At 36.8% G+C, this 22057-nt stretch carries 35 protein-coding genes; 5 read left to right on the plus strand and 30 right to left on the minus strand.

Translation table 11 applies throughout. The annotated features are described in order from the left end of the window. The 19 genes from IW492_RS02855 to IW492_RS02945 form a co-directional block, all read right to left on the minus strand. Nucleotides 1-642: a hypothetical protein gene (locus IW492_RS02855; RefSeq protein ID WP_202064924.1), complete on the minus strand. Its 642-nt coding sequence runs from the start codon at nt 640-642 to the stop codon at nt 1-3. Further along, on the minus strand, nt 626-1333 hold the full coding sequence (locus IW492_RS02860) for a hypothetical protein (protein WP_202064926.1): 708 nt from the start codon (nt 1331-1333) through the stop codon (nt 626-628). The genes IW492_RS02855 and IW492_RS02860 overlap by 17 nt, the downstream gene beginning before the upstream one ends. Next, nucleotides 1334-1600 (minus strand): hypothetical protein, encoded by a 267-nt coding sequence (locus IW492_RS02865; RefSeq protein ID WP_202064928.1) that lies wholly within the window; start codon nt 1598-1600, stop codon nt 1334-1336. 31 nt (nt 1601-1631) lie between these two features. Continuing rightward, entirely contained in the window at nt 1632-2081 is a 450-nt protein-coding gene (locus tag IW492_RS02870; protein WP_330927511.1) for a DUF1064 domain-containing protein, read from the minus strand. A 156-nt stretch (nt 2082-2237) separates the two neighbouring features. Further along, nucleotides 2238-2648 carry a hypothetical protein gene (locus tag IW492_RS02875; protein ID WP_202064931.1) on the minus strand — a complete coding sequence of 137 codons (411 nt, stop codon included), beginning with the start codon at nt 2646-2648 and terminating at the stop codon, nt 2238-2240. 1 nt (nt 2649) lies between these two features. Continuing rightward, nucleotides 2650-2904, minus strand: a complete 255-nt coding sequence (locus IW492_RS02880; protein ID WP_202064932.1) for a hypothetical protein — start codon at nt 2902-2904, stop codon at nt 2650-2652. Nucleotides 2905-2908: 4 nt separating this feature from the next. Beyond that, on the minus strand, nt 2909-3760 hold the full coding sequence (locus IW492_RS02885) for an ATP-binding protein (RefSeq protein ID WP_202064934.1): 852 nt from the start codon (nt 3758-3760) through the stop codon (nt 2909-2911). A 3-nt stretch (nt 3761-3763) separates the two neighbouring features. Beyond that, complete coding sequence (locus IW492_RS02890) at nt 3764-4597, minus strand: Lin1244/Lin1753 domain-containing protein (protein WP_202064937.1); 834 nt, start codon at nt 4595-4597, stop codon at nt 3764-3766. 11 nt (nt 4598-4608) lie between these two features. Beyond that, nucleotides 4609-5337 carry an MBL fold metallo-hydrolase gene (locus IW492_RS02895; protein WP_202064939.1) on the minus strand — a complete coding sequence of 243 codons (729 nt, stop codon included), beginning with the start codon at nt 5335-5337 and terminating at the stop codon, nt 4609-4611. After that, nucleotides 5330-6388 (minus strand): hypothetical protein, encoded by a 1059-nt coding sequence (locus IW492_RS02900; RefSeq protein ID WP_202064940.1) that lies wholly within the window; start codon nt 6386-6388, stop codon nt 5330-5332. The genes IW492_RS02895 and IW492_RS02900 overlap by 8 nt, the downstream gene beginning before the upstream one ends. After that, nucleotides 6381-6707 carry a hypothetical protein gene (locus tag IW492_RS02905; RefSeq protein WP_202064941.1) on the minus strand — a complete coding sequence of 109 codons (327 nt, stop codon included), beginning with the start codon at nt 6705-6707 and terminating at the stop codon, nt 6381-6383. The genes IW492_RS02900 and IW492_RS02905 overlap by 8 nt, the downstream gene beginning before the upstream one ends. 3 nt (nt 6708-6710) lie before the next feature. Beyond that, a complete protein-coding gene (locus IW492_RS02910; protein ID WP_202064942.1) occupies nt 6711-8660 on the minus strand; it encodes a hypothetical protein in 1950 nt (649 codons plus the stop codon). Beyond that, the gene (locus tag IW492_RS02915; RefSeq protein ID WP_202064943.1) at nt 8653-9114 is read right to left on the minus strand and encodes a hypothetical protein; all 462 of its coding nucleotides are present in this window, start codon (nt 9112-9114) and stop codon (nt 8653-8655) included. Before IW492_RS02915 ends, IW492_RS02910 begins: the two co-directional genes overlap by 8 nt. Next, on the minus strand, nt 9080-9352 hold the full coding sequence (locus IW492_RS02920; protein ID WP_202064944.1) for a helix-turn-helix transcriptional regulator: 273 nt from the start codon (nt 9350-9352) through the stop codon (nt 9080-9082). Before IW492_RS02920 ends, IW492_RS02915 begins: the two co-directional genes overlap by 35 nt. Before the next feature lie 2 nt (nt 9353-9354). Further along, nucleotides 9355-9534 carry a hypothetical protein gene (locus IW492_RS02925; RefSeq protein WP_202064945.1) on the minus strand — a complete coding sequence of 60 codons (180 nt, stop codon included), beginning with the start codon at nt 9532-9534 and terminating at the stop codon, nt 9355-9357. Between the two features lie 20 nt (nt 9535-9554). After that, entirely contained in the window at nt 9555-9716 is a 162-nt protein-coding gene (locus IW492_RS02930) for a hypothetical protein (protein ID WP_202064947.1), read from the minus strand. Then, nucleotides 9682-9945 carry a hypothetical protein gene (locus tag IW492_RS02935; RefSeq protein WP_202064950.1) on the minus strand — a complete coding sequence of 88 codons (264 nt, stop codon included), beginning with the start codon at nt 9943-9945 and terminating at the stop codon, nt 9682-9684. The genes IW492_RS02930 and IW492_RS02935 overlap by 35 nt, the downstream gene beginning before the upstream one ends. Continuing rightward, nucleotides 9917-10090 (minus strand): hypothetical protein, encoded by a 174-nt coding sequence (locus tag IW492_RS02940; protein WP_202064951.1) that lies wholly within the window; start codon nt 10088-10090, stop codon nt 9917-9919. Before IW492_RS02940 ends, IW492_RS02935 begins: the two co-directional genes overlap by 29 nt. Before the next feature lie 250 nt (nt 10091-10340). Further along, a complete protein-coding gene (locus IW492_RS02945) occupies nt 10341-10535 on the minus strand; it encodes a hypothetical protein (protein WP_202064952.1) in 195 nt (64 codons plus the stop codon). Nucleotides 10536-10625: 90 nt separating this feature from the next. On the opposite strand from IW492_RS02945, the gene IW492_RS02950 reads away from it, so the two are divergent. After that, entirely contained in the window at nt 10626-10817 is a 192-nt protein-coding gene (locus tag IW492_RS02950) for a hypothetical protein (protein WP_202064953.1), read from the plus strand. On the opposite strand, the gene IW492_RS02955 is transcribed toward IW492_RS02950, so the two are convergent. Continuing rightward, complete coding sequence (locus IW492_RS02955) at nt 10795-10944, minus strand: hypothetical protein (protein ID WP_202064954.1); 150 nt, start codon at nt 10942-10944, stop codon at nt 10795-10797. The two genes, IW492_RS02950 and IW492_RS02955, sit on opposite strands and share 23 nt — an antisense overlap. A gap of 37 nt (nt 10945-10981) precedes the next feature. Continuing rightward, nucleotides 10982-11206 carry a DUF739 family protein gene (locus IW492_RS02960; protein ID WP_202064955.1) on the minus strand — a complete coding sequence of 75 codons (225 nt, stop codon included), beginning with the start codon at nt 11204-11206 and terminating at the stop codon, nt 10982-10984. Nucleotides 11207-11363: 157 nt separating this feature from the next. On the opposite strand from IW492_RS02960, the gene IW492_RS02965 reads away from it, so the two are divergent. From IW492_RS02965 to IW492_RS02980, 4 genes are all read left to right on the plus strand, one after another. Then, nucleotides 11364-11939, plus strand: coding sequence for a helix-turn-helix domain-containing protein (locus IW492_RS02965; protein WP_202064956.1), 576 nt, complete (start codon nt 11364-11366; stop codon nt 11937-11939). A gap of 65 nt (nt 11940-12004) precedes the next feature. Beyond that, the gene (locus tag IW492_RS02970) at nt 12005-12469 is read left to right on the plus strand and encodes an ImmA/IrrE family metallo-endopeptidase (RefSeq protein WP_202064964.1); all 465 of its coding nucleotides are present in this window, start codon (nt 12005-12007) and stop codon (nt 12467-12469) included. A gap of 40 nt (nt 12470-12509) precedes the next feature. Then, nucleotides 12510-13025 carry a zinc ribbon domain-containing protein gene (locus tag IW492_RS02975; RefSeq protein WP_202065067.1) on the plus strand — a complete coding sequence of 172 codons (516 nt, stop codon included), beginning with the start codon at nt 12510-12512 and terminating at the stop codon, nt 13023-13025. A 103-nt stretch (nt 13026-13128) separates the two neighbouring features. After that, nucleotides 13129-14562, plus strand: a complete 1434-nt coding sequence (locus tag IW492_RS02980) for a recombinase family protein (protein ID WP_202064965.1) — start codon at nt 13129-13131, stop codon at nt 14560-14562. A 115-nt stretch (nt 14563-14677) separates the two neighbouring features. Here IW492_RS02980 and comGB read toward each other — a convergent pair whose 3' ends face one another. From comGB to IW492_RS03025, 9 genes are all read right to left on the minus strand, one after another. Next, on the minus strand, nt 14678-15721 hold the full coding sequence (gene comGB / locus IW492_RS02985; RefSeq protein ID WP_202064969.1) for a competence type IV pilus assembly protein ComGB: 1044 nt from the start codon (nt 15719-15721) through the stop codon (nt 14678-14680). Then, nucleotides 15675-16634: a competence type IV pilus ATPase ComGA gene (gene comGA / locus IW492_RS02990; protein ID WP_202064977.1), complete on the minus strand. Its 960-nt coding sequence runs from the start codon at nt 16632-16634 to the stop codon at nt 15675-15677. Before comGA ends, comGB begins: the two co-directional genes overlap by 47 nt. Nucleotides 16635-17271: 637 nt before the next feature. Further along, complete coding sequence (locus IW492_RS02995) at nt 17272-17979, minus strand: L-ribulose-5-phosphate 4-epimerase (RefSeq protein WP_324254745.1); 708 nt, start codon at nt 17977-17979, stop codon at nt 17272-17274. Next, nucleotides 17969-18826 (minus strand): L-ribulose-5-phosphate 3-epimerase, encoded by an 858-nt coding sequence (locus IW492_RS03000; RefSeq protein ID WP_202064979.1) that lies wholly within the window; start codon nt 18824-18826, stop codon nt 17969-17971. Before IW492_RS03000 ends, IW492_RS02995 begins: the two co-directional genes overlap by 11 nt. Before the next feature lie 4 nt (nt 18827-18830). Further along, on the minus strand, nt 18831-19469 hold the full coding sequence (locus tag IW492_RS03005; RefSeq protein ID WP_202064982.1) for a 3-keto-L-gulonate-6-phosphate decarboxylase UlaD: 639 nt from the start codon (nt 19467-19469) through the stop codon (nt 18831-18833). Between the two features lie 94 nt (nt 19470-19563). After that, on the minus strand, nt 19564-19719 hold the full coding sequence (locus IW492_RS03010; protein ID WP_202064985.1) for a hypothetical protein: 156 nt from the start codon (nt 19717-19719) through the stop codon (nt 19564-19566). A 15-nt stretch (nt 19720-19734) separates the two neighbouring features. After that, on the minus strand, nt 19735-20034 hold the full coding sequence (locus IW492_RS03015) for a PTS sugar transporter subunit IIB (RefSeq protein ID WP_202064987.1): 300 nt from the start codon (nt 20032-20034) through the stop codon (nt 19735-19737). Between the two features lie 40 nt (nt 20035-20074). Beyond that, a complete protein-coding gene (locus tag IW492_RS03020) occupies nt 20075-21544 on the minus strand; it encodes a PTS ascorbate transporter subunit IIC (protein WP_202064989.1) in 1470 nt (489 codons plus the stop codon). A gap of 16 nt (nt 21545-21560) precedes the next feature. Further along, on the minus strand, nt 21561-22019 hold the full coding sequence (locus IW492_RS03025; protein WP_202064992.1) for a PTS sugar transporter subunit IIA: 459 nt from the start codon (nt 22017-22019) through the stop codon (nt 21561-21563). Nucleotides 22020-22057 lie beyond the last annotated feature (38 nt).

Genomic DNA, 22057 nt, shown 5'->3' on the forward strand with positions numbered 1-22057 from the left:
TTATTCGACCTCCGACAAAATTGTGCGAGTTTGGATTTTAACAATCTGACCGCCATATTCTTCTGCGATTTTTACTGCATGTTCTTTCTTTTCCGATATGTCTGTTGCTTCAAGGTGATCAAGTGAGATAGAAACATCTTTTTCTTGAAAATCAATTTTCATAAAACCTTTGCCAAGCATGATGCATGTTTTCTCTGATTCATTCAAAAGAAGAGTAGTTTTTGATGTGATACTTTTTTCTTTTGTGATTACTGCCATTTTTTTGGCTCCTTTCAGTGGTAACTTCTTAGAACTTTCATTAAACTCCCACTCTGCAAGATCATCTGTGGTAATTACATTCCTAGTTAATTCGTTTTCCTTAATCCATTTGTCAAATTTTGCCCTATAAGTTCTACAAGCTTTGCGGATTGAATCATTTGTGTACCCTAAATATTTAAGGTACAGATAATTGTCTGAAGTCAGTTTTTCAAAGTCTAACTCAGGCAATGGAGAAGACTCTGAAATATCATCTGAACTCAGCAAATTCCCGAGGACTTCTACCCTTGCGACTATCTCAGAATCGCTCTCCCAATCGATTTTGTCGGTTAGGAGAGCTAGTTCCTTTATTGCAGAACGTTTTTGCTTCTTATTCATCTTCAGCATAAGGATCTTCGCCATCATGATCATTTGTTACAGCTTCATCTGATTCCGTCTCAGTTTCTGATGCTTCGGTCACAGAACCTTCGTTTTCGTTATCAGAATCGTTATTTTTTGTATCGTCTGCCGGTTCTTCTTGTTGAGTAGCAAAGAATCCGTCCCGTTGACGTTTTTCATCCCAAGCAGCTGCATAAGGAGCATAATAATCACGTGCTTTTTCAAGTTCGTTAATAACTGCAGTTTCAGACATTTCAAACTGATCTGCAATTTCAGTGAATGCCGCACCGTTTTCCAATTCAAAAAGAGCTGCACGAGGATTGATGTTCCCTGGGAATTCTAAACTTGGTGAATTCATGATAAATTCGTCAATGATTTCTTTTTCAACAGCAAAGAATCTGTTTTCGATATCATCAGATTTGTTTTCAAGATCAAGCGATAGTTGTTCTTCAACTACTTTTTGAACGATTCCAGTATTGTCAACGTCATAGCGAATCCCAGGTTTATTATCTATTTTGCTATAAGGGATAGCGTATTCGTATGATTGCTTTCTTAACAGGGCAGTGATCGTCTTACCTTCCAACTCAGCGATATCACCAAGTTTCTGTTTAACTGCCGTTTTATCTACTTCGAGAGTGATCTTGACTTTATCATTTGCTACTGTTACATTTTTGATCGATGGGTTGAATTCTACTGACATTTATTTATCCTCCTTCGAAGATAGGATTTTTGTCCATAATCTTCTTTCTTTTATAAAATTTCGAATCAATTGTTCATCTCTATTTGCCACAGTGACACTGTCTTTTATCCCGTGATTTCTTTCATGAAGAATAACGTTCTTCTTGCCTTTGAATGCTCTAAATACTTCCCAAGTCCCTTTAGGCTCCTCTATTCGATAACCTTTAGCTTTTAACCATTTTTCTAAATCAGGAAGATGCTCTTTTTTTAACAATGTTCTAACTGCCATAATTTCGTTCCCTTTTCTTTCTGATATTCGTTCATGTTAGGGCTCGTTTTCTTTCAGCTCTAACTTTAGCTCTCTGTCCTTGAAGATAGGCTGACTCAAAGCAACTCATTTCAATAAACAGGTCTCTGCTACGTTCGTATTTTGCAAAAATAACAGGAAATCCATAGCGAGAAGCAAACATTTTCATTTTTAACTTGGATAATGAATCCTGATATCCTTTCACATCGACAACTTTTACAATGTTTTGACCATCATGAAATACAAAATCGGCTTTATATTTAATTGGCTGATGTTTTTTTCCATCCAAGACGAAAGAATCCTGAAGAATAATATCTTCTTGCATAGCACAATATTTTCCAGTAAGTGGCATAAATGAAACCCCAGCAGCTTTAAGTTTTTCATAATATCTAGCTTCTGCTTTTGAATCGAATTTGATACCATCAACGGTTATCTTCTTGTTTGAATATTTGTTGTATACCAAGTTCTCTCCTCCTAACATCGCGTTCATTTTCAATATTTTCTGTTTCAGTTCTTACGAAATTTCCGTTTAAATTGCAAGCGGGACAAGGATTACAAGTAGCTCGGCCAAAATTGTCCTTAGTCCAAACAACCTGCTGATCATGACAGTTTATGCAAATCACAACTCCAACCTTCTGTCCAAACTAATCTGACAATCAAAGATAAATGATTCCAATTTCCTTTTGTTAAATTGGAATAATCGTTCACTTTCAGCCCAAGGACCTGTTAAAGTCAGTTTCAATCCTTGAAAAGATAAATACCCATTGTTGTCAAACTCCCTATCATAGTATTCATCATAGTCGCCACTAAAACTTTTTGCTTCTTTGGGTTCAAAACCATTCCAAAGTTTGTTACCTTGCTCAATTAGATATTTTGTCAATTCTTGAAATTGATAGTCATCAAACTCAAAAATCCATTTTTTGTCCATAGCAGGTTCTTTGCAAGAAAGAGTCAATTGAATGTTGCTCTTATTCGTGACAACCAAAAGCTCTTTGTTATCAGTTGAGTAGAAAGCATGGAAATCAATCATCTTAATTACCACCTCGCATCCAAGCCTGATTAGTCAAAGATTTTTTCTCCAGCTTATTTACTTGAGAAATATTTTCCCGTTTTTTCGAAACATTTTTCTCATGAACAATCTTTTTATGCACTGAACCTTGACAAAGAACTGCAGACAATTCTGCTTTTTCTTTGTCCGCAAAGACGGCAGCTTTATCAGGATGAAATGTTGGATTTCCGTGTTTATCCAGATAAGGATACCTGTCGAATTTTACAACATAGCTCATACGATCACTCCTCAATTCCGTGAATCCTCTTGTCTTTTGTCGTTTTGAATGTAAAACCAAATCCATTTGAATTGTTGGCCATACGAGAAACAATTCGTCGACCATAGGTTTGCGTTAGTTGGTTCACATTCAGATTTGTTGTATAAATCGTTGGCTTATTTTGCCTTGCATCTGCAATTCTAGTTAATGTGTCGTTGTTATATTGACTGCTAATCGTCTTTTCAGTAAAAACTCCAAGTTCTGCTCCTATATCATCGACTACAAGCATGTCAGCCTTTTGAATTTCAGACATCAACTCTCCAGTAATCGATCGACGAGCTTGTTCATCATTAAAAGCAAATTTCAACGAATCTAGTAATTTAGGGTAATTCACATAAAGACTCTGCTTGTTGTAGTTTGATTTTTCAATCACGTCCCAGCATACTCCCATTGCTAAATGACTTTTGCCAACACCTGGATTGCCAAGGAAAATAGCTTGTATAGGTTCACCAAGAAGAACTCTCGTGACAACCAAATTAGCTCTGGCTTGCGCTCGTTTAGTTTCTTCATCTACGATTTTGAAATTAGATATACGACAATCTAAGATTGCTTTATCAGAAAGTAGTGATCCGAATCTCAAAAAATTAACCACTTTCCCTCGAGTACTTTCTTCCGACAATTTTTTAGTCGCTACTGCTTCTTTTTTCTTTAACATTTTATAACCACAAGCCATACAAGTTGGACCACATCGATCTGACCCATCCCTATTTTTTTGCCGCCATGCATACATATCATTGGAACAGTGTGGGCAACTATCACCAGTAACATACAGTAGCTTAGCAATCATTATTTGAAATGCATTTTTCTCTGTTTTCATTTGCTACCCCCAATCAGGAAGATCATTTTCTGATATTTTTGAATGCTCTTTTTCCGCTGCCTGCATTTTCTTGTGCAACTGACCAGCTTTGGCATCAGCAACGGATAGATATCTCTTCTGTTCCCAATCTTTCAACACTTTGTTGGTATAACCGTAACTTCGCTTGTTATAGTCAACAGCAAAGCCCATTGCAAAAATTATTAACTCTATTGCATCAGACTCAGTAGCTCCAATTTTTTTAAAATCATTAATCCAATAATCAAAATCTTCCATGGTTTTTGGTGCCAATGTTCCAAATCCATTCGACTCATAAAACCGATAAATATCCTTCACACTTTTTTCGTTGTCAGTAGTATTACTAATTTCATTTAATTTACTTTCATTTACTTTACTTTCATTTACTTTACTTTGTTGATTAATGTCATCATTAACTACAGTTGAACTGAGGTTTCTGTCAACATTAATCACATACAAGGAAGGTTTTTGTATTTTTCGCCTTTTTGTCGCTTCGAAATAGGTGTCTTGGATTGATATACTCGTTAGTATCTCCGACGAATCAAACAGGGCTTTATCAAAAAACTCCCATAAAACTAATCGGTTCACTACACTTTCTAACATATCCTTGCTAACCCCTGGAAGGCGTTTTAAAAGTTTCATCTTCAGTAGTTCATTCCACAATACAAAATATCCTTTTTCATATATCGTGCAGAGCAGCTTGACTACTATAAGTTCTCCTTTTAAGCCAAATTCACCGGAAATAGCTTCTACCTTTTCATTTTCAAAAATTTTTACATCAAGCGGGAAATAACTTAGCCCTTCCTTTGCGGGTCTAGCCATAATTTCACCACCTATGCTATATAAACTGGAACGCCAGTAAGTTTCTGTGTTTCTTTTTTGAATAATGCTTCATCACTGTTTGAATCTGACAAATGGAGCAGCCAAATTTCTTGAAGTTTGTGAGACTTATTCGTCTTGATAAACTCAAGCGTATTTTTAAAATCAAAATGGCTTTCCATGAGTCTTGTTTTGTGTTTTCTACCAAAGCCAGATACAAGTTCTTTGTCAATGATGTCCTTGGAATAATTCGCTTCAATCATCATGTGAGTAACGTTTGGAAATTGATAACGAACATAGTAGCTGTCAGTGACAAATACAAGGCGATCACCAGCTGTATTGTCAATAAGGAATCCGCAAGGCTCTGATGCATCATGCTCTGTTTTGAATGGTGTAACACGCCATGTTCCGATCGACTCAGTCTCTTTATATTTAAGCGTCCTGAACCGATAATAATCGCTCTGCACGAGTTTTAGAACGTCATCAGAAAATAATCCATCAGCTGTTCCTCGTGTCGTATAGACGTCAACAGACGTCAAATCAAGCAACTGTTTAACTGATTTACAATGATCCCGGTGCTCATGCGATATTAAACATCCAGCAACTCGTGAAAAATCAAAATCCATTTCACGCTGAATAGTTTTGAATGAAACCCCACACTCAATCAATAGTTGAGAATGGCCATCATTGATAAGATAGCCATTCCCTTTACTGCCAGATCCGAAACTTTTAATTTTAAGCATACGGATCAACATCCTCAATTGGTTCTGATGCATTAGCTTGTTGTTCATGGGTCGTTTCAATATTATCTGCAGAACTTAATTTCTCAGTCTCTGCCGATGGAGTTTCAGGCTCTGGCTCAAAGACTTCTTTATTTGCTTCCTCATGAATTTCTTCTATGATTTCGGCTTCTTTCATTGCCAACCTTCTGCTCATGAAATCATCTTCAGCTTCTTCAAACTTAGTTGCTACATAAGCATTAGAAAAATCTTTAGGAATTTTTTTAACAATCCGATTCCGCATTTTACGAACTATCATAGATTCACGACTTTGAGGATCTTTCCAAGCAGGACTAATCTTTCCGAGTACTTGCATATCTTTGTCATTCAACATATCATCTAGACTATGTGTGTCCGCAAAAACACGAATTTTTTCTTTCTTGTCGTTTTTTTCTTTGTCCCACATTAGGTTATTGAACATATGAGCAATAAGATTGGCTTTCACATCTTCACGTTCACAAATAAAATATTCGATCTGTCCATCTTTATATTCAATAGGATAAACAACACGAACGACTTTTCCGCTTCCTTTGGGTACCCAAGTTGGCGGGGTTACACTTATTCCTGAGTAACTCATATACGTGAAATCATCATCTTCCTTAACTTCCCAGTGTCGGTGAACCTTCTCAATCCCACGTCCAAACCGTGCAAGTAATGCGTCGTTTCCATCTCCCTCGATTCCCATTTCAACAACTGTTGCCTTTGGATTCCCTTGACCACGAGACTCTCCTCTTTTGATAAAATAGACTTCTCGAGGTGTTGCTGCTGAATTTAGTTGTAAGGAAGCAACTGTCAGTAATATTTGAGTTAAATTGCTTTGATCAATTTGATTAACTGTCAGACCCTCTTTGAGCAGCATCTCATTGATAGATGAAATAGAATTCATCACACAAGTCCGTTGATATTCAGTCATTTGAATGCCGTTATCATACAATTGACTTTCTACCATTGGCATAAACGTGTCGTTGAGTTTAGTTAAACCTGTTCTGTATGTTGCTGGAGTTTGTTCAGTCATTCAACTTCAGTTCCTTTCCGATTTCATTAAAATGCGTTTCAATTTCTTCTTTTCTTTTTTTGATTTCTGCAGAAAGTAAAGTGGCGATAGTATCATTTAAGTTTTCGATCCCGAAATCATTTTTTATAAATCCGCCACACTTAGCTGGTTTTAGTTTCGCTGCATAACCATCCCAAATAACAACGTCAATACTAAAGTCCCTGAACCTGCTAGCCAATTCTTTTTCTAATTCTGACAGACCTTTATACTGTCTAAATAGACCGTCTGCTTCCTTGCTTTTCTTATCAAATCTATCTTTTATTACTTGTATGTTATCCATCCTTTACACCTCGACTTTCAATTTTTTATCGTCTGACACACGTAGCTCAATCACCTGTGATTCTGACTCAATCAACTCATTTACAGCCTCAGCATTGTCCACAAAGAGCGGCAAATACAGATCATGATGCTTGGAAAGAGTATTCACTATATCGATGTCACAGTTGATCTTAGCCCCTGTATTAAGAGATGAAGAGTATTCAATCCCTTCATAGGTCGCCTCGCAAACTTCGTTAAGGGCGCCGTTTTTTTGAACATCAAACAGTTTGAATTTTACGAGTTCAAATTTTGAATTGATACTTTCTTCCAGCATTTTTACTTTCAACCGGATAAATTCGTCAATCATGAACAGTTGGCGTTCAACATCCTGATTCTGTTGCTTTAATTCAGCATCTTTTTTCCGAATATCCGCAATGCGATCTTCAAAAGGCTTAACCTGATCAAATTTCATGAGTTGAGCTTGCACCTGCTCTTTTTGTTTAATTGCTTGCTCAAGCGCCTGCTGAGCTTCCTGAATAGCCAAAGAAGAATCTGCCTGAGCTGTTAACACTCTATTTTGTAGTTCGTCAATTTCCTGCTTAACTTGCTTGTAGGATTCAGTGTCTTCAAATTTTCCATTTTTCGATTGTTGGAAAGTCAACTCATCATTCAACAGGTCCAGCCCTTTTTCTTTGTCAGACAACTGAGATTCAATAATTTTTCTTTCCTCGTTAAGGTCAAGCAGTTTTGCATTATTGACTAAAAACACTTGTCTCTTAGCTTTTCCGGTCTCTACATTTTTTTCTAGTTTATCGGACTTGTCTTGATTGAATTTCTCAACCATTTGAGCTACCTGATCCTCTGGTAAATCTTGTCCGCAGGTTGGACATTCCTTCTGATGCTCGTCAAAAGTGAGTGAACTAAGTTGTTTGTGATCGGATCTTAAACTTTCCAATTCTTCATTTTGAAGTTTTACAGTCTGCTCAGTTTGGTAATAATCAACTTCTAATTGAGATTTTTTACTTCTCAACTCGTTGACTGTCTTCTGAAGTTCAAAAACTTGAGTTTGTAAATTTCCAGTAGCTAAATTTCCTCCAGCGAGGAATTTGTTCTTTTCTTCGTTCAATTGGATATTTAACTTAGATATCTGTTCTTGATAATCAAGAGCTGGATCGCCGTTCTTAGAAATTTGAAGGCGTTCCTCTTTTTCTTTTATCAACAATTCAACTGAATTTAGTTCTGTTTTGAACTGCTGCACATCAATTTCTTGTCCTTGTTCATCAAGAGTCAATCGGTCAATAGCATCCTTGTTTTCTTGAATCTGAAGCGGAATACCTTCGATCTGCTGCTTAATTTGTTTCTTTTGTTCAGCTAATATTTTCTTTTTATCATCAACCGAATGACCATCTAAAACCTTAGATAAGTCTTTCAACGATTCATTTTTACTGATGATCTTTTCATCAGTCATTCCAGAAAGCTCAATCAAGAGTTCTCTACGAGTTTTCCAAGGGAGTTTCATAAATGTTCCTGGATTTGAAAGGACGGAAAACAGAGCTTCATCAGCAATCTTAGAAATATAAACCTTCCACTCTTTTTCTTTTACTGGGACAGTGTCGATGAAATACTTTGTTGTGTCACTGCCACGTGTCTTTTCAATACTGCTACGTTTAGTAGTCCATTTTTCTTCCTGAACACGTTTGAGGATGACAATTTTTCCATCAATAGAAATCTCTGCTTCCACTTCTGGATTCAGCCCAAGTTGCTCCTTGTTATCAGAATCCAAAGGCTTAGGGTTTAATTTTTCATCAGATAGATTTTTTCCAAACAGAAGCCAGCGGAAACCATCTGCTAGCGTTGTTTTGCCGGAAGCATTCCGACCAAATGCCTTTGCATCTTGAGAATTAAGGTCAAGTTCATAATGAGAAATGCCTTTGAAATTTTTATATACAATTCGATTAATCAGGATTTTAGTCATTTTGAACTCCTTTCATCATTTTTGCCAACATGGAGAATACCTCATCTTTATTGATAGAATCACCTTCACGTTCTTTTTCTGCAGCTCGACGGTTCTGACAATGAGGGCAATTGCAGTTTTCGGATAAGGTATCAAGGAGAGAGAGTAGTTGCCTAAAATGATTCGCTTTCGCTCCGACTCTGTACACTTCGTTAGCACGCTTTTCTTTTTCTTCTATAATTACGATTGCAGAAATTCCATCTTCTATGCATGCGTTTAATAGTTCATTCGTTAATTGCTTGATTGTTTTCATCTTTTCAGTTTCACTCTTTTCGTGATATACTTTGTTTAGATTATTTTGTAATTGGTCGAACTCGTTGGCAGACGGTTCGTCCTTTTTTATTTTTGTTCCACAAATTCCGCAATATACGTGATCTGATTTAACATTTTTGTTTTGACACACTGGACATCTCACCTAAGTTTTCCTCCTCTGCAATAAGTGATTTGAACGTAAACACTTTCTCAATCGAAACACCAAAAACTTCTGCGATGTTATGTGCAAGCAGCAGAGATGGATTATAACGATCTCTTTCTAACTGAATAATTGTCTGACGTGAAACCCCAACTTTGTCAGCAAGTTCTTGCTGAGTCATACGCTTCATCGCTCTGAATACATGAATACTACTTTCGAATCTTGATAATTTTTTTGGCATGGCTAATTTCCTCCTTGAAATCTAATTAGATACAGCATTTCCATTTTTTTGTTTATCCACTGGATTTGTGTTTCTTCTGCTTCAGTAAGCAGTCGTTTCTTCGTTTTCATTCGATTGATAATCTCTTGTTTCTGCAGCATCAACCGACATGAGAATCTAATTACTGATGAATCGTTCAACATAATTCTTCCTCCTTGCAATATCAGCAAAATTGCAGTTCCATCAACTCATTTTCTTGTTGTCGCTGGATCACGTTGAACATCATTTTGAGTTGTACATCGTTCATTCCCTTCGCAACTCGTTCAACATGTTCTTTGTTCTGAATAACTTCAATCAGATACTTGATCATGTCCTGTCTGCTCATTTTCCTGTTCCTCCATTTCATTAATTAAGTATTGAAGTTGATTACGTTTGCAGCTGCTTACTTCCCATAAATGGAAATCAAACAATTCTGCTGCTAAAAAGTAGATTGTCATTATCAACACATATGCAATCGCTAGTCTTGAAACACCCTCAGAAATAACAAAGATTATCAATCCGATGAAGAACAGTGTTAAAGTGATCCTATTTAGTTCTTTTAGATTTTTTCTCATCTTCATCCCTCGTTATCTTTTCTTCTTTTGGATAGGCAACCTGTCTAAGCGCAGATTGCCAAATCATTTTCACTTCGTCGGAAACATTAACTTTTGATAAATCTTCGATAAGTTCTCCGTCGCAGTTGAAATTTCTCACTATCATTAATATCCCTCCTATGCTGTTTGTTTTGGTATACTATTCCTATCAGCAAGTGCAGTGCTGAAATTTTAGGAAAGTGTGGTGAAAATTATGAGTGATAAAGATACTCTTGATGAACTGATAGCCGACGCCCTCGAAAATCTGTACAAAACTGATTACAATGAAGAATCTACCGTAAAAAGAGCGGAAGAGTTTTCGAACGCAGACGGTTCAATGGGTCCATCAGAAATGATTCAATACGTGAACGGCGAAGCTAGACATTTCTCGACTCGCCTCTTACGAGAGACATTACAGATTCTCTTTGATAAAGGTTACTTGGTAAAACCTGATGAAAAAACTGACCACCAAGAGAACTAGAAATATCCTTTTCGTTTTGCTCCTCGCTACTCTCAATAGCTTGGAGCATTTTTGCTATTTCTTCTGGAGTACCTTTTAATGTTAACTCCATGTTTCCTAATCCTCCTATGCCGTTTGTTTTGGTATACTATTCCCTCTATTTCTCACTTCCTGTATACTTGATTTAAAGGAGGTGGAAATTATGAAACATACTAATGCAGTTGTAGATGTAAAGCTAAAGGCAATTGAGATTGCCAAAGAAATAACTATTGCTAAATTAGCAACATCAGCTCCTCAAACTACTGATGAAGCAGCTGGAACAAAAATTGGGCAACTGTTCCTAGCTATTCATTCTGAAGTCGAGAAGGCTTTTAATGAGTCTGAAACAAAATAGTAACTAGTACATTTGCGACTGCCGGCAGAACTTCTACTTCTTCGGCAGTTGCTTCTTGTTTACTTGCACGTTCCACAAATTCAATAAGCGAATTTTCTAGTCGTTCATACGTATTCTTTTCTTCCACATTTTCTCCTCCCTATGCTGGTTGTTTCGGCTTTTGTTCACGTTTTATGAACTTTTTCTTTAAAAAAATAACTTGGGATGTCCCCAACGGTTAAATCCAAAAGTTCTAGAACTTTTGCGATATCCGAATCTTTCCACCTTACTTTATGATTTAGTTTTAAAGATAAAGTTCTTTCGGAAACTCCCAATGCAACAGCAAAATTGTATTGCGTTCCATATTTTTCTGTTATTCTTCCTAATAATTTAGAATAATCAAAACTCATAGTCTTCCCTCCTTCTTTTAGTTCACGTTTCATGAACTTTGTAAACTTATAATACACAAACTCAAAAAACAAGTCAAGCATAAAATTCATTTTTCATGAACTTTCTATTGAATGTAAGTTCAATGGATTGTATAATGTAATTTAGAGAGGTGATATTATGAGGATTTCTACATCTCAAAGGCTCAAACAAATAATGAGTGAGAGGAATTTAAAACAAGTTGATATTTTGCGGAATTCGATCCCACTGCAAAAAAAATTAGGTATCAAAATGGGAAAAAGCACTCTGTCACAATATGTTACAGGCAAGCAATCTCCAGATGATCAAAGATATTACTTACTATCTAAGTTGTTGGATGTCAGTGAGCCGTGGTTAATGGGATTCGACGTTCCGAAGGAGCGGATTCCAGACGATAAAAGAGGAACAATAAAAAAAGATAATGTTTCTAATGCTGATATCACCACCCTTTACAATCAACTAGAACCACCTCGTAAAAAAGTAGTTTACGAAACAGCTGAACAACAACTAGAAGAACAGCACAAAGAACAAAATAACGTGGTCAATTTAAAAGATGACCCGTACAAAGACTCTATAGTAAAACATGGAGTAGACACCATGGCAGCACGCTTTACTGATCCTGAAAAAGGACTCCCAGAAGGCGTTACTATAGAAGAATTGAAAGCCTATTTAGAAGCAGAAGCTAAACGACGTGGCATTGAAAGCCGTCCAGATTGAATTATTTTTCATTTCCTAACACTTGTGATTTAATGTATAGAGAATAGGAAAGCGAGTGTATTTTTGTGGACAAATACGAAGAATTATTTTTGCGAATATATGATGAAGTGCCTATAATTGAAATGGATCTAACTACTTATAATCTAGACGGTTTTTACTGCAATAATGTCATTTATATAGAAAAAACTCTTTCGTCTATAGATAAATATGAAACTCTTTTAGAAGAATATGGACATTATAAAACGTCCAGCGGCATTATACTAGATTTAAAGAAGCAAACTAATAGGCAACAAGAAACTTTAGCGTTTAGTCATTCTTTAGGGGCTTGGATAACAATCGAGGATATTCTGGATTGTTATGAACAAGGCATGAAGTATTACTGGGAAGTAGCTGAATATTTAGGTCTATCCTCAGAATTTTTGTACAACCTTGTGCAAGAAGTACAACGGCGATATGGTTTAATCATTGAATACAAAAATTATGTAATCAAGTTCATTACTGAATCAGTATTACTTGTTTCACGAAAATAAGCTAATCAGAATTTATCATATTATGGAAATGAGGGATAGAATGAGTTTTTGCCCAGCATGTGGGAATAAGATTGATGGAATGAAATTCTGTTCGAAATGTGGACGAAAGATAATTCGGAAAAAAAGACCGCCTCAAAGCGAATCAAGCAATCAATTGTCAAATGATAACAATGGGTTCATTACGAAGATGAAAGATTTCTCCAATAAAGTACTTGAACAACATCACGCTCAGAAAAACTCCCCTATTAGATTAGAAAAAAATATAATCAAGAGCGAAAAAAAAGCTGAAAGAAAACGACTAGCACAAGATAAAAAAGTGCAAGCTAGAAAAGCTGGATTATTCCATAAGGGCGTACATTGTCCAAAATGTCGAAGCCTAAATGTGCATTTTATGCAGAACAAGAAAAAGGGGTTCTCTATAGGAAAAGCGATTGGTGGGACGATACTCACTCACGGACTAGTAATCGGATCTTTAGCTGGTTTCGCAGGAAAAAGGGGAAAGAAAAATCAATGGCATTGTATGCATTGCGGAAAGACATTTTTCAGTAAAAAATAAGCACATCCCAGCCGGCAAGCTTCAAGGATGTGCTATCGAAAATAAAACCTAATAGGCTTATTTAGCTATGCCTATTTTAACAGAAAATAGGAGTGTAAACAATATGGAAAGAACAGCAATCTATGTAAGAGTCTCAACCCTTGAACAAGCTGAAGGCGGCTATTCCATCGACCAACAAATCGAGAAACTTAAACAGTTCTGTGAAATTAAAGATTGGAATATCGCTCAAGTATATAAAGACCCTGGCTTTACTGGTTCAAATACAGACAGACCAGCTCTTACAAAACTCATTAAAGATGTTAAATTAAAAAATGTAGATACCGTTTTAGTTTACAAGCTTGATCGGTTATCACGATCACAGAAAGACACTCTGTATTTAATTGAAGATGTCTTTTTGAAAAATGATGTTGCTTTTGTTAGTCTGAGTGAAAACTTCGATACAAATACTCCTTTTGGCAAAGCAATGATTGGAATCCTTGCTGTTTTCGCACAATTAGAAAGGGAACAAATACGTGAACGAATGACCATGGGAAAAATCGGGCGTGCTAAATCAGGAAAGCCAATGAGCTGGATTCATGCTCCTTTTGGATACAAATTAGTTAATGGAGAGTATGTAAAGAATGAACTTGAAGCAGCTATTGTTAAGCAGGTATTCGATGATTACTTATCCGGCATTTCTATTACAAAGCTCAGAGATAAATTAAACTCAGAGGGACATATCGCGAAGGACATCCCGTGGTCCTATCGAACAATCCGGCAAACTTTGGATAATCCCACTTATGCAGGATATACAAAGTATAAGGATCAAAGATTCCCAGGTAATCACGAAGAAATTATTTCAAAAGAAACTTTTGATTTAGTACAAAATGAGCTTGTGATAAGACAAAAGAAAGCATATGAGAGAAACAATAATCCTCGACCGTTTCAAACAAAATACCTCGTCTCTGGCTTAGTTCGTTGTGGCTACTGTGGTTCAATTTTTGAATTGCGCCAATATGGAGTCAAAAAAGATGGCACTAGAACAAAAAAATATTTCTGTGTATCTCAGTCCACGAAGAAAAACAGGACAAACAAAAGAGCTTCTAGTTGTTCTGCTCAAAACTATAGTAAAGACTTTTTAGAGCAACAAATATTAGGACAGTTAGAAAAATTTAGAATCAGCCCCAGTCTTATAGATTTGATTGTTGATAAACCTCAAAAAGTAGATACAACCATATATAAAAAAAGAATCAAAGAACTTAATAGCCAGCTGGAAAAATTAATTAATCTATATTTGGAGGAATCGATCCCCCTTGAAATTTTAAACAATAAAAGAGAAGTGCTCCAGAAGGAAAAATCAGCCATTGAGGACAAGTTAGACAAAACAGAAAGCCGTAATAAAGATTTTACTGGAGAAGACGCTAAAAACGCTCTAGCGAACATCCAGGGGTCTGTATTTGATTTGGAATATGAAGTTCAGAAGAATCTTGTGAACAGGCTTATCGAAAAAATCACAATAAAAGATGATAAAATGGATGTTTCCTGGAAGTTCAAATAATCGGTATATTTACTATCCTTTATTTCTAAAAGTGTAAAGCCCTTCAATTGCCTCTGTCTGCATTTGGATATCTGCTGGTTGCGCAAGTTAACAGCTATTGCTTTATTTCTCTTTTTCATAAATTTTCTATCCCTCCGTAAATTGGCAGCAGCATCGCCGCGTATATGCTGACTACTGCCAGTGCAATGATTAAAAATATAATCGGCTGAATCCACTGAATAAGCTTCTCTATTCTGATAAAGAAATTTTTACGACAAATACTGCTGTAAATCATTAATTCTTTTCCCAGATTTCCTTTTACCTCACCTTGTCTGATGATCATTGACAACTCTTTAGCTAAAAAGGGGAAGCCATCCAACTGATCATAAACAGGCAGCCCTTCAATCAGTCGGTTCTCAATAACTACAGAAAGCTCCTTCATAAGAGAGGCTGTCATAAGTTCTTTCATTACACTGATAATTTGCTTAATCTCCATCCCTTGAGAAAAAAGCTTCCCCCATTCCAAGGCGAAAAAAGCTGAAGTATACTGGATATAATAGGAGCGAATCACAGGTATCCGTGCAAACAACTCGGAACGTTCAACCATTGTTTTCCTCCGTAAATAAAGAATCAGACATATCACAGAAAAAAAGCTGAGCAGCAGAAATCCGCTGATATAGTAAGGACTCTCCCGTACAAAGCGAATACCCGGATTATCAGCTGTAGTCAACCCGCTCATTTCGAGCTGCGGCAGTAAAAATTGACGCATCCCTAACAAAGCAGAAAAGAGAAAAAACAACAGAATTAACGGATATATTAAGATTTTTGATAGACTTTCCCGTTGTTTTTGCAGAATATTCATATGCTCTTCAATCCCCTGCAAGGTTGTTGAAAGGTCGCCATGCTTTTGAGCGAATTCTATTTGAGTGATATTTTCAGCTGAAATACCCAAGCGAAACAATGCAGCTGCCAATTCTTCCCCATTTTCAAGTTCTCCGATCAGATAGGTCAGCAGTTTTTCCGGAAAGACCTTTGCTTTCTTCATAAAAACAAAGCTTTCATTAATCGAAAAGCCATTTTTAAGCAGTTCTGCCAGCAACTTAAAAAGTGCAGCCGACTGCTTTTTAGAAAGTTTACTTCCGCTGTTCATTCGAAAAAGTGATATCATCAATATAGCCATACGCCCATACCTTTCTCAGCATGTCATTCCATGCTGTTACATTTTTTTCCGAAAAATAATATTCCATCAGTAACGCTGAAACTTTTTTCTCTCTTATTTTTGCAGGCAGCAGTCTCTGATAAATGACACTTTGCAGACATTCCGCCAGTTCTCTTTCCTTTACACCTAATTCGATCAGACGCTCTGTCACGCCTGCTATTCCTCTGCTGTGAATTGTTGCAAAAACAGTATGTCCGGTTAGCGAAGCTCTGATGGCAGCTTTTGCAGTCAATGAATCTCTAATCTCACCAATAATCAAAATATCAGGTCTATGCCTCAAACAAGCCTTGATTAACGCATCATAAGTTAAATCAATTTTTATATTCGTCTGCAGCTGAAGAAAACGCTCTTCCTCAATCTCTACAGGGTCCTCAATACAGATAACTTGATGACTCCCGCGCTTTTCTTTAGCCAATTTATACATCAAGGTTGTCTTTCCGGAACCGACAGGACCGCAAAATAAATGAAGTCCTGATGATTTTACAGCTGTTCGAATTTTTGAAAGCTGCCACGGCAGTAAATAGTGTTCTTTGCTGTCACCAAAATAGTGAAGAAAACGAATAACCAGACTTTCCCGCTGCTTAAAATCTCCAACTGTCGATAACCTCAACCTCCTTTCCTGATTATCAACCAAGTAAGATACGGCACCCACCTGAGCCTTTCTTTTCTCACCTACATCCATCTGACCAATAAATTTAAAATGAAAAATCAGTTTTTCTCCATACTCTTTTGAAAGCTGCTTATATCTCATATTAGACTGAGCTGTTCGAAATAAAATATTGTAACGATCTCTTTCAGGGAGAATATAAAGATCCTGAGCTCTGTTACGTATCCCCCATGTAATGAGTTCTTTTGAAAAATCCTTAATATCCATCACATCCTCCTCACAACTAAAATACGAAAAAAAAACTGAAAAGTTTTCCACTTTCCAGCTTTTTTCTTTTAATCTGTATAAAATGTCCAAGAGTTTCTACAACGAAAGATTTGAAATACTATATAGCATCTATATATAACTTAAAGAATTTCATAAAAAAATAGTTTTAGTTACTTATGTACTAATTCGTCAGAAAAAAATAATAGAGCAGATATCATTTCAATGATATCTGCTCTATTATTAAGAGTTTTAATGCACTATCTTCCCCAAAATAGTTTATTGCTTTTGATACAATTCATTATACTAAAAAAATCATCTTTGTGACTTTCAAAAATTATTAGTTTTTTTAAAATTTTTGAGAAAAAGAGGTATTTATCCGAAAGGGTCAGATAAATACCTCAGTTTTATACTAAGATAAAACACTAGATCTCTTTCAGTTTAACAAATAGTTGATTGAATATCCTCTCACTTTTTTTATGAAATATACCTTTTTTTGATAAAAGAAAAAATAAAATTCAACTATTTGAGAGACAAGCTACATACACTTATTGACCGTTTACTGTATTTCAGCCGTCCGAGACTCTTCCATTCTTTTTCACAAATAAGTTAAAATAACTAATTAAATCCTGCATGGTTGTTATTGTCCATAATATGCATTTTTTCCATGCTTTCTGAAATAGTGCTTATCCAGCAAATACTGAGGGATCGCTTTGATCTCTGGGTTATTGTTCTCCGTTAGAGTGCCCATCTCTGCAATTTCATCCAAAACGATACTGATTTCGACTGCTTTTTGTGGTGATACTCCCCAAGTGAAAGGTCCATGACCATATACAAGAACGCCCGGTACAGCCAAAGGATCAATCTGTTGAGTAGTAAAGGTTTCAATAATTACGTTGCCGGTTTCAGTCTCATAATTATTTTTCACTTCTTCTTTTGTAAGCTGTCGAGTACAAGGGACAGCTCCATAAAAGGTATCAGCATGTGTTGTTCCATAAGCAGGAAGTTCACGTCCCGACTGAGCCCAGGTTACAGCATTCTTTGAGTGAGTATGGACTACCGCGCTTATTTCTTCAAATTCTTTATATAGAACCACATGTGTAGCCAAATCTGAGGAAGGCTTCATTCCCTGTTGAACAACTTGCCCTTCCAAATCTGTTACAACCATATTCTCAGGAGTCATTTTGCTGTATGGAACACCGCTTGGTTTAATAACGATTACGCCAAGCTCACGATCAATCTCACTGACATTTCCCCAAGTCAGCTTTACCAGTCCGGCTTTAGGTAGCGCCAAATTTGCTTCAAAAACTCGTTCCTGTATTTTCTTGATTCTTTCATTACACAAGATATCCAGCCTCCTTCAAATAAGGTAAAAGAAACTCTTTTGCCTGCTGTATTTCTTTTTCAGGATTGGGGCTTGTCTCGCTCCACATTTCAATTAAAAAAGGACCATTATAATCCAATCGTCTCAGCGTTTTCAGACAACCACTAAAATCGACACAGCCTTCTCCAAATGGAACCTCTTTAAATTTACCGCCAAACCCCTCTGTGACTGCCAGCGTATCTTTTAAATGAACTGCAGAAATTTGGCTGATGCCTGCTTCCAGTTCATAGCCGACATCGTTCTCAGGCCATGCTGAAAGATTGCCTAAATCAGGATAAACCTGAAGATAAGGGGATGGAATCTGCTTTTTGATTTTAAGAAATTTCGAAATAGAGTTAATAAATGGATCATCCATAATTTCAATAGACAGGACAACTTCTTTGGCTGCTGCCATGCTGACTGCCTTTTTCAAGTTTTCAATGAAATAGTTTCGGGAAGACAATGCTTTTTCCTCATAGTAAACATCATACCCGGCCAGTTGAATAGTTCGAACGCCTAAATCAGAAGCCAAATCTATTGCTTTTTTCATAATCATCAATGATTCTTCACGTATCTCCTCTTTTTTTGATCCAAATGGAAAACGCCGATGTCCACTTAAACAAATGGATAAAATTTTGGTTCCCGTTTCATGAATTGCATCAATAACTTGTTTTCTTTCTTCTTTTGACCAGTCAAGTCTGGCTAAGCGTTCATCCGTCTCATCAATGGACATTTCAATAAAATCAAAGCCCAGTTTTTTTGTCAGCGACAGTCGTTCTGCCCAGCTGATATCCTTTGGCAAGGCTTTTTCATAAATGCCTAGCGATGTCATCTTTTCACCCCCAAATGCGTTTTATTTCATCTTTAAATGCCTGTGCTGCAACCTGGGGATCATCGGCCGAAGTAATTCCTCGTCCGGTAATAAATGTATAAACATCTACTCCTTTAAACAACTCAAGTGTCTCAACATCCAACCCACCGGTTACAGAAACCCTAAATCCCATATCAATTAACGTTTTTACTTTTGACAGATCTTTTTCTCCCCATGTTTCTCCTGCAAGCAGGGCATCTCGACTTTGATGATAAATTGCCTGAGAAATTCCGGCATCCAGCCATTTTTGTGCCTGCTCATAGGTCCAGTCCCCATATAGCTCTACCTGGACCTCCTTAACTTCAGCAGCTGCTGCTTTCATCGTAGGAATTGTTGCACAGCAAATCACCGTCATCCAGTCCGCTCCTGCATCTGCACAGTTTTTAGCGACTGTTCCTCCTGCATCCGCGCATTTGGTATCTGCTACAACCAGCTTTTCCGGATACAAAGCACGAATGCAGCGAATGGCTTCTTCACCTGCCTGCAAGCATAAAATCGTTCCGACCTCCACAATATCCACTATTTCTCCGACTTTCACTATGTCTGCCAATGCACTGGCTAAATTAGAATGATCCAGTGCTATTTGTAAATTGGGTAAACTCATTAATTTGCTTCCTCCTTATTTTCCTGTTAGTATGATAATTTGAACTTTATAGATTTGAAACATAAAAAAGAAGGCAGTCTAAGATACTTCATTTCTATACTGCACTTTTTTTCTGACTTCCTTCTTTAATCTTTTCAGCAGTAAAGCAGCTGATTGCCGGCAGCATTGTAGTATACTTGACTCCTTCATATCTGTTCAAAGTACTTTCATATAGACCAGCGCCAGCTGCTTTCAACTTCTGTTCAGCCATATTTCCTATAAGTTTTTACAGGAATCGTTCTCCCAAGTCCGTTTCCTTCACTTTTTCCTGTACTTCTTTTGCTGACATCACATTTTTAATTCCAATGACAGTGATACCTTTTTCTTTTGCATTATCAAACATATTCAAAAAGTTCATTGGTGTAAATACAACATCATATTGAGCAGCAGAGCTTTTCCCTTCTGCAATCGAACAATGGTGAATTTTCGTTATTTCAAATCCCAGATCCTTCAGACCTTTTTCCACACTCTTTTTCATCATTAAGCTTGTTCCTGATCCGTTTGCACATGATACTAATACTCTCATAATAAAATCCTCCTAAATTATTTTTTTCTACTGAGCTTAATTAAACAGCCATTTTTTTTACATATTCATCATAATCTTCTGTAATCAGGAAATAGCCTTCCGGATTCGCACGATACTGGAATTGAGGAATTGCCAGAAGAATCAGTACAACAATACCAATACCGGCATATCCCAGGAATTTCATGATGACAGTGAATGCAGGCCAGACTGTTGCCCAGTCAAACATTCCAAGATAACCTCCATATTGTGCAAGTCCTACAAAAGAAGCAATCAGTGCTGATCCAATTACCTGAATAATTCCTGACAGGAACGGGAAAATGCACGCCGCTTTTACTCCGCCTCGATGATTTGCAAAAAGTGCGATTGCTGCATTGTCAAAGAACAATGGAATAAACCCGGCAATAACAATAACCGGCGACTTGAATAAAATCATTAATCCGATTGTTAGAAATTGTCCCAGTGCTCCAAAAAGAAAACCAATCGTTACCGCATTTGAAGAACCAAAAGCCAGAGATGCCGATACATCAATTCCCGGAACAGCTCCCGGCAGAAGTGTGTTGGAAATCCCCTGGAATGATTCTGTCAGTTCATCCACAAAGGTACGAACTCCCAACTGCAGAATAGCCAGATAAACAGCAAAGTACAGAGAGGTTTGCAGAATGTAGAAGAAAAAGCTTTGACCTTCAACCATAAATTCTGCTTGAATCAGATAATCCTTGCCAAGTACCAGCATAATAATTCCAAAGAAGAATAGCATCAAAATGGAAGTGGAGACCATATTTTCATTAAAGATAGAAAGAAAGCCGGGGAATTTCATATCCTCAATCCGTTTATTCTTTTTCCCTTTTTTCATTTTCTCAGCCAGTCTGGCAAAGATATAAATTCCAAACATCTGCTGATGGGCGATCGCAAATCCGGCACCCTCCGTTAATTCCTGTGTAATTCCAACAGTTAGATTAGAACCGACTGCCCAGTAGCAACCAAGAACCAATCCCATAACCAGAAGCATTTCCACACGTCCCAAATCAGGGAAACAGAATAGCAGCAGCCAGAATGCGGTTGCAGCCTGTTGAATCTGAACGTTGCCTGTTGTAAATACTGCCCGCAGCTTCGTATATTTTTTAAAGCGTACCAGCAAAATATTCATGACAAAGGCAATCAGCAACAAGATCATCGTATCACTGAAAGTCCGTCCAAATGTCTCTTCAATCCCTGCTGTCACTGCATTTTGACCGAAATAAGGGTCAATAACCATTGCATCCAGATTAAATCGTTCTTTTAAACCAACTAGAATAGGGCGGAAATTATTAACTAGCCCGCCGGAGCCCACGGTTAATATCAAATATCCAACTGTTGCTTTTAAAAAACCGGCAACACTTTCATAAAATGGTTTTTTCAATAACATGTAACCCAATAACACTATAAATCCAATAAGAAATGCTGGCTGTGTCAGGATGTTTGCAGCAAAATAATCCCAAATCCCTAATAAAAAATCTAAAACCTGTTCCATTCTATCCTCTTCTTTCTTATAATTGATATTTCTCCATCACATCTTTATAATCCGACATTGTTTCAATTGCAGATAAATCATCAATCAAGCCGTCCACCATCAGCATTTCCGATAATTTTGAAATATTTTGAACATGTTCCTCGCTGTTTTTTGCTGCCAGAGTAAAAAACAGGCTCGCATTTTTTTCAGCATTTCCCTCTTCAAAAACAATCTCCTTCGGCATTTTTGTAAAAGAGATTGCCGTACCAAATACTCCTTCACTTTTTTCTGATGAATGAGGCATTGCGACACCCGGAACAATGACAATATAGGGACCAAATTCTTTTACACAATCAATGATTTCGTCTATATACGTCTGATTAATGATTTCTTTTTCCAGAAGATTTTCGCAGCTGATTTTAACAGCTTCTTCCCAATTCTCAGGTACTTTTTCACTCAATCGAATCAAATCATTTTCATAAAAATAACCAAGCATGTTGAATCCCCTTTCATTTTTGATAAATCATTTATTAA

The organism is Enterococcus sp. BWB1-3, from assembly GCF_016745275.1.
Classification (GTDB): Bacteria; Bacillota; Bacilli; order Lactobacillales; family Enterococcaceae; genus Enterococcus_L.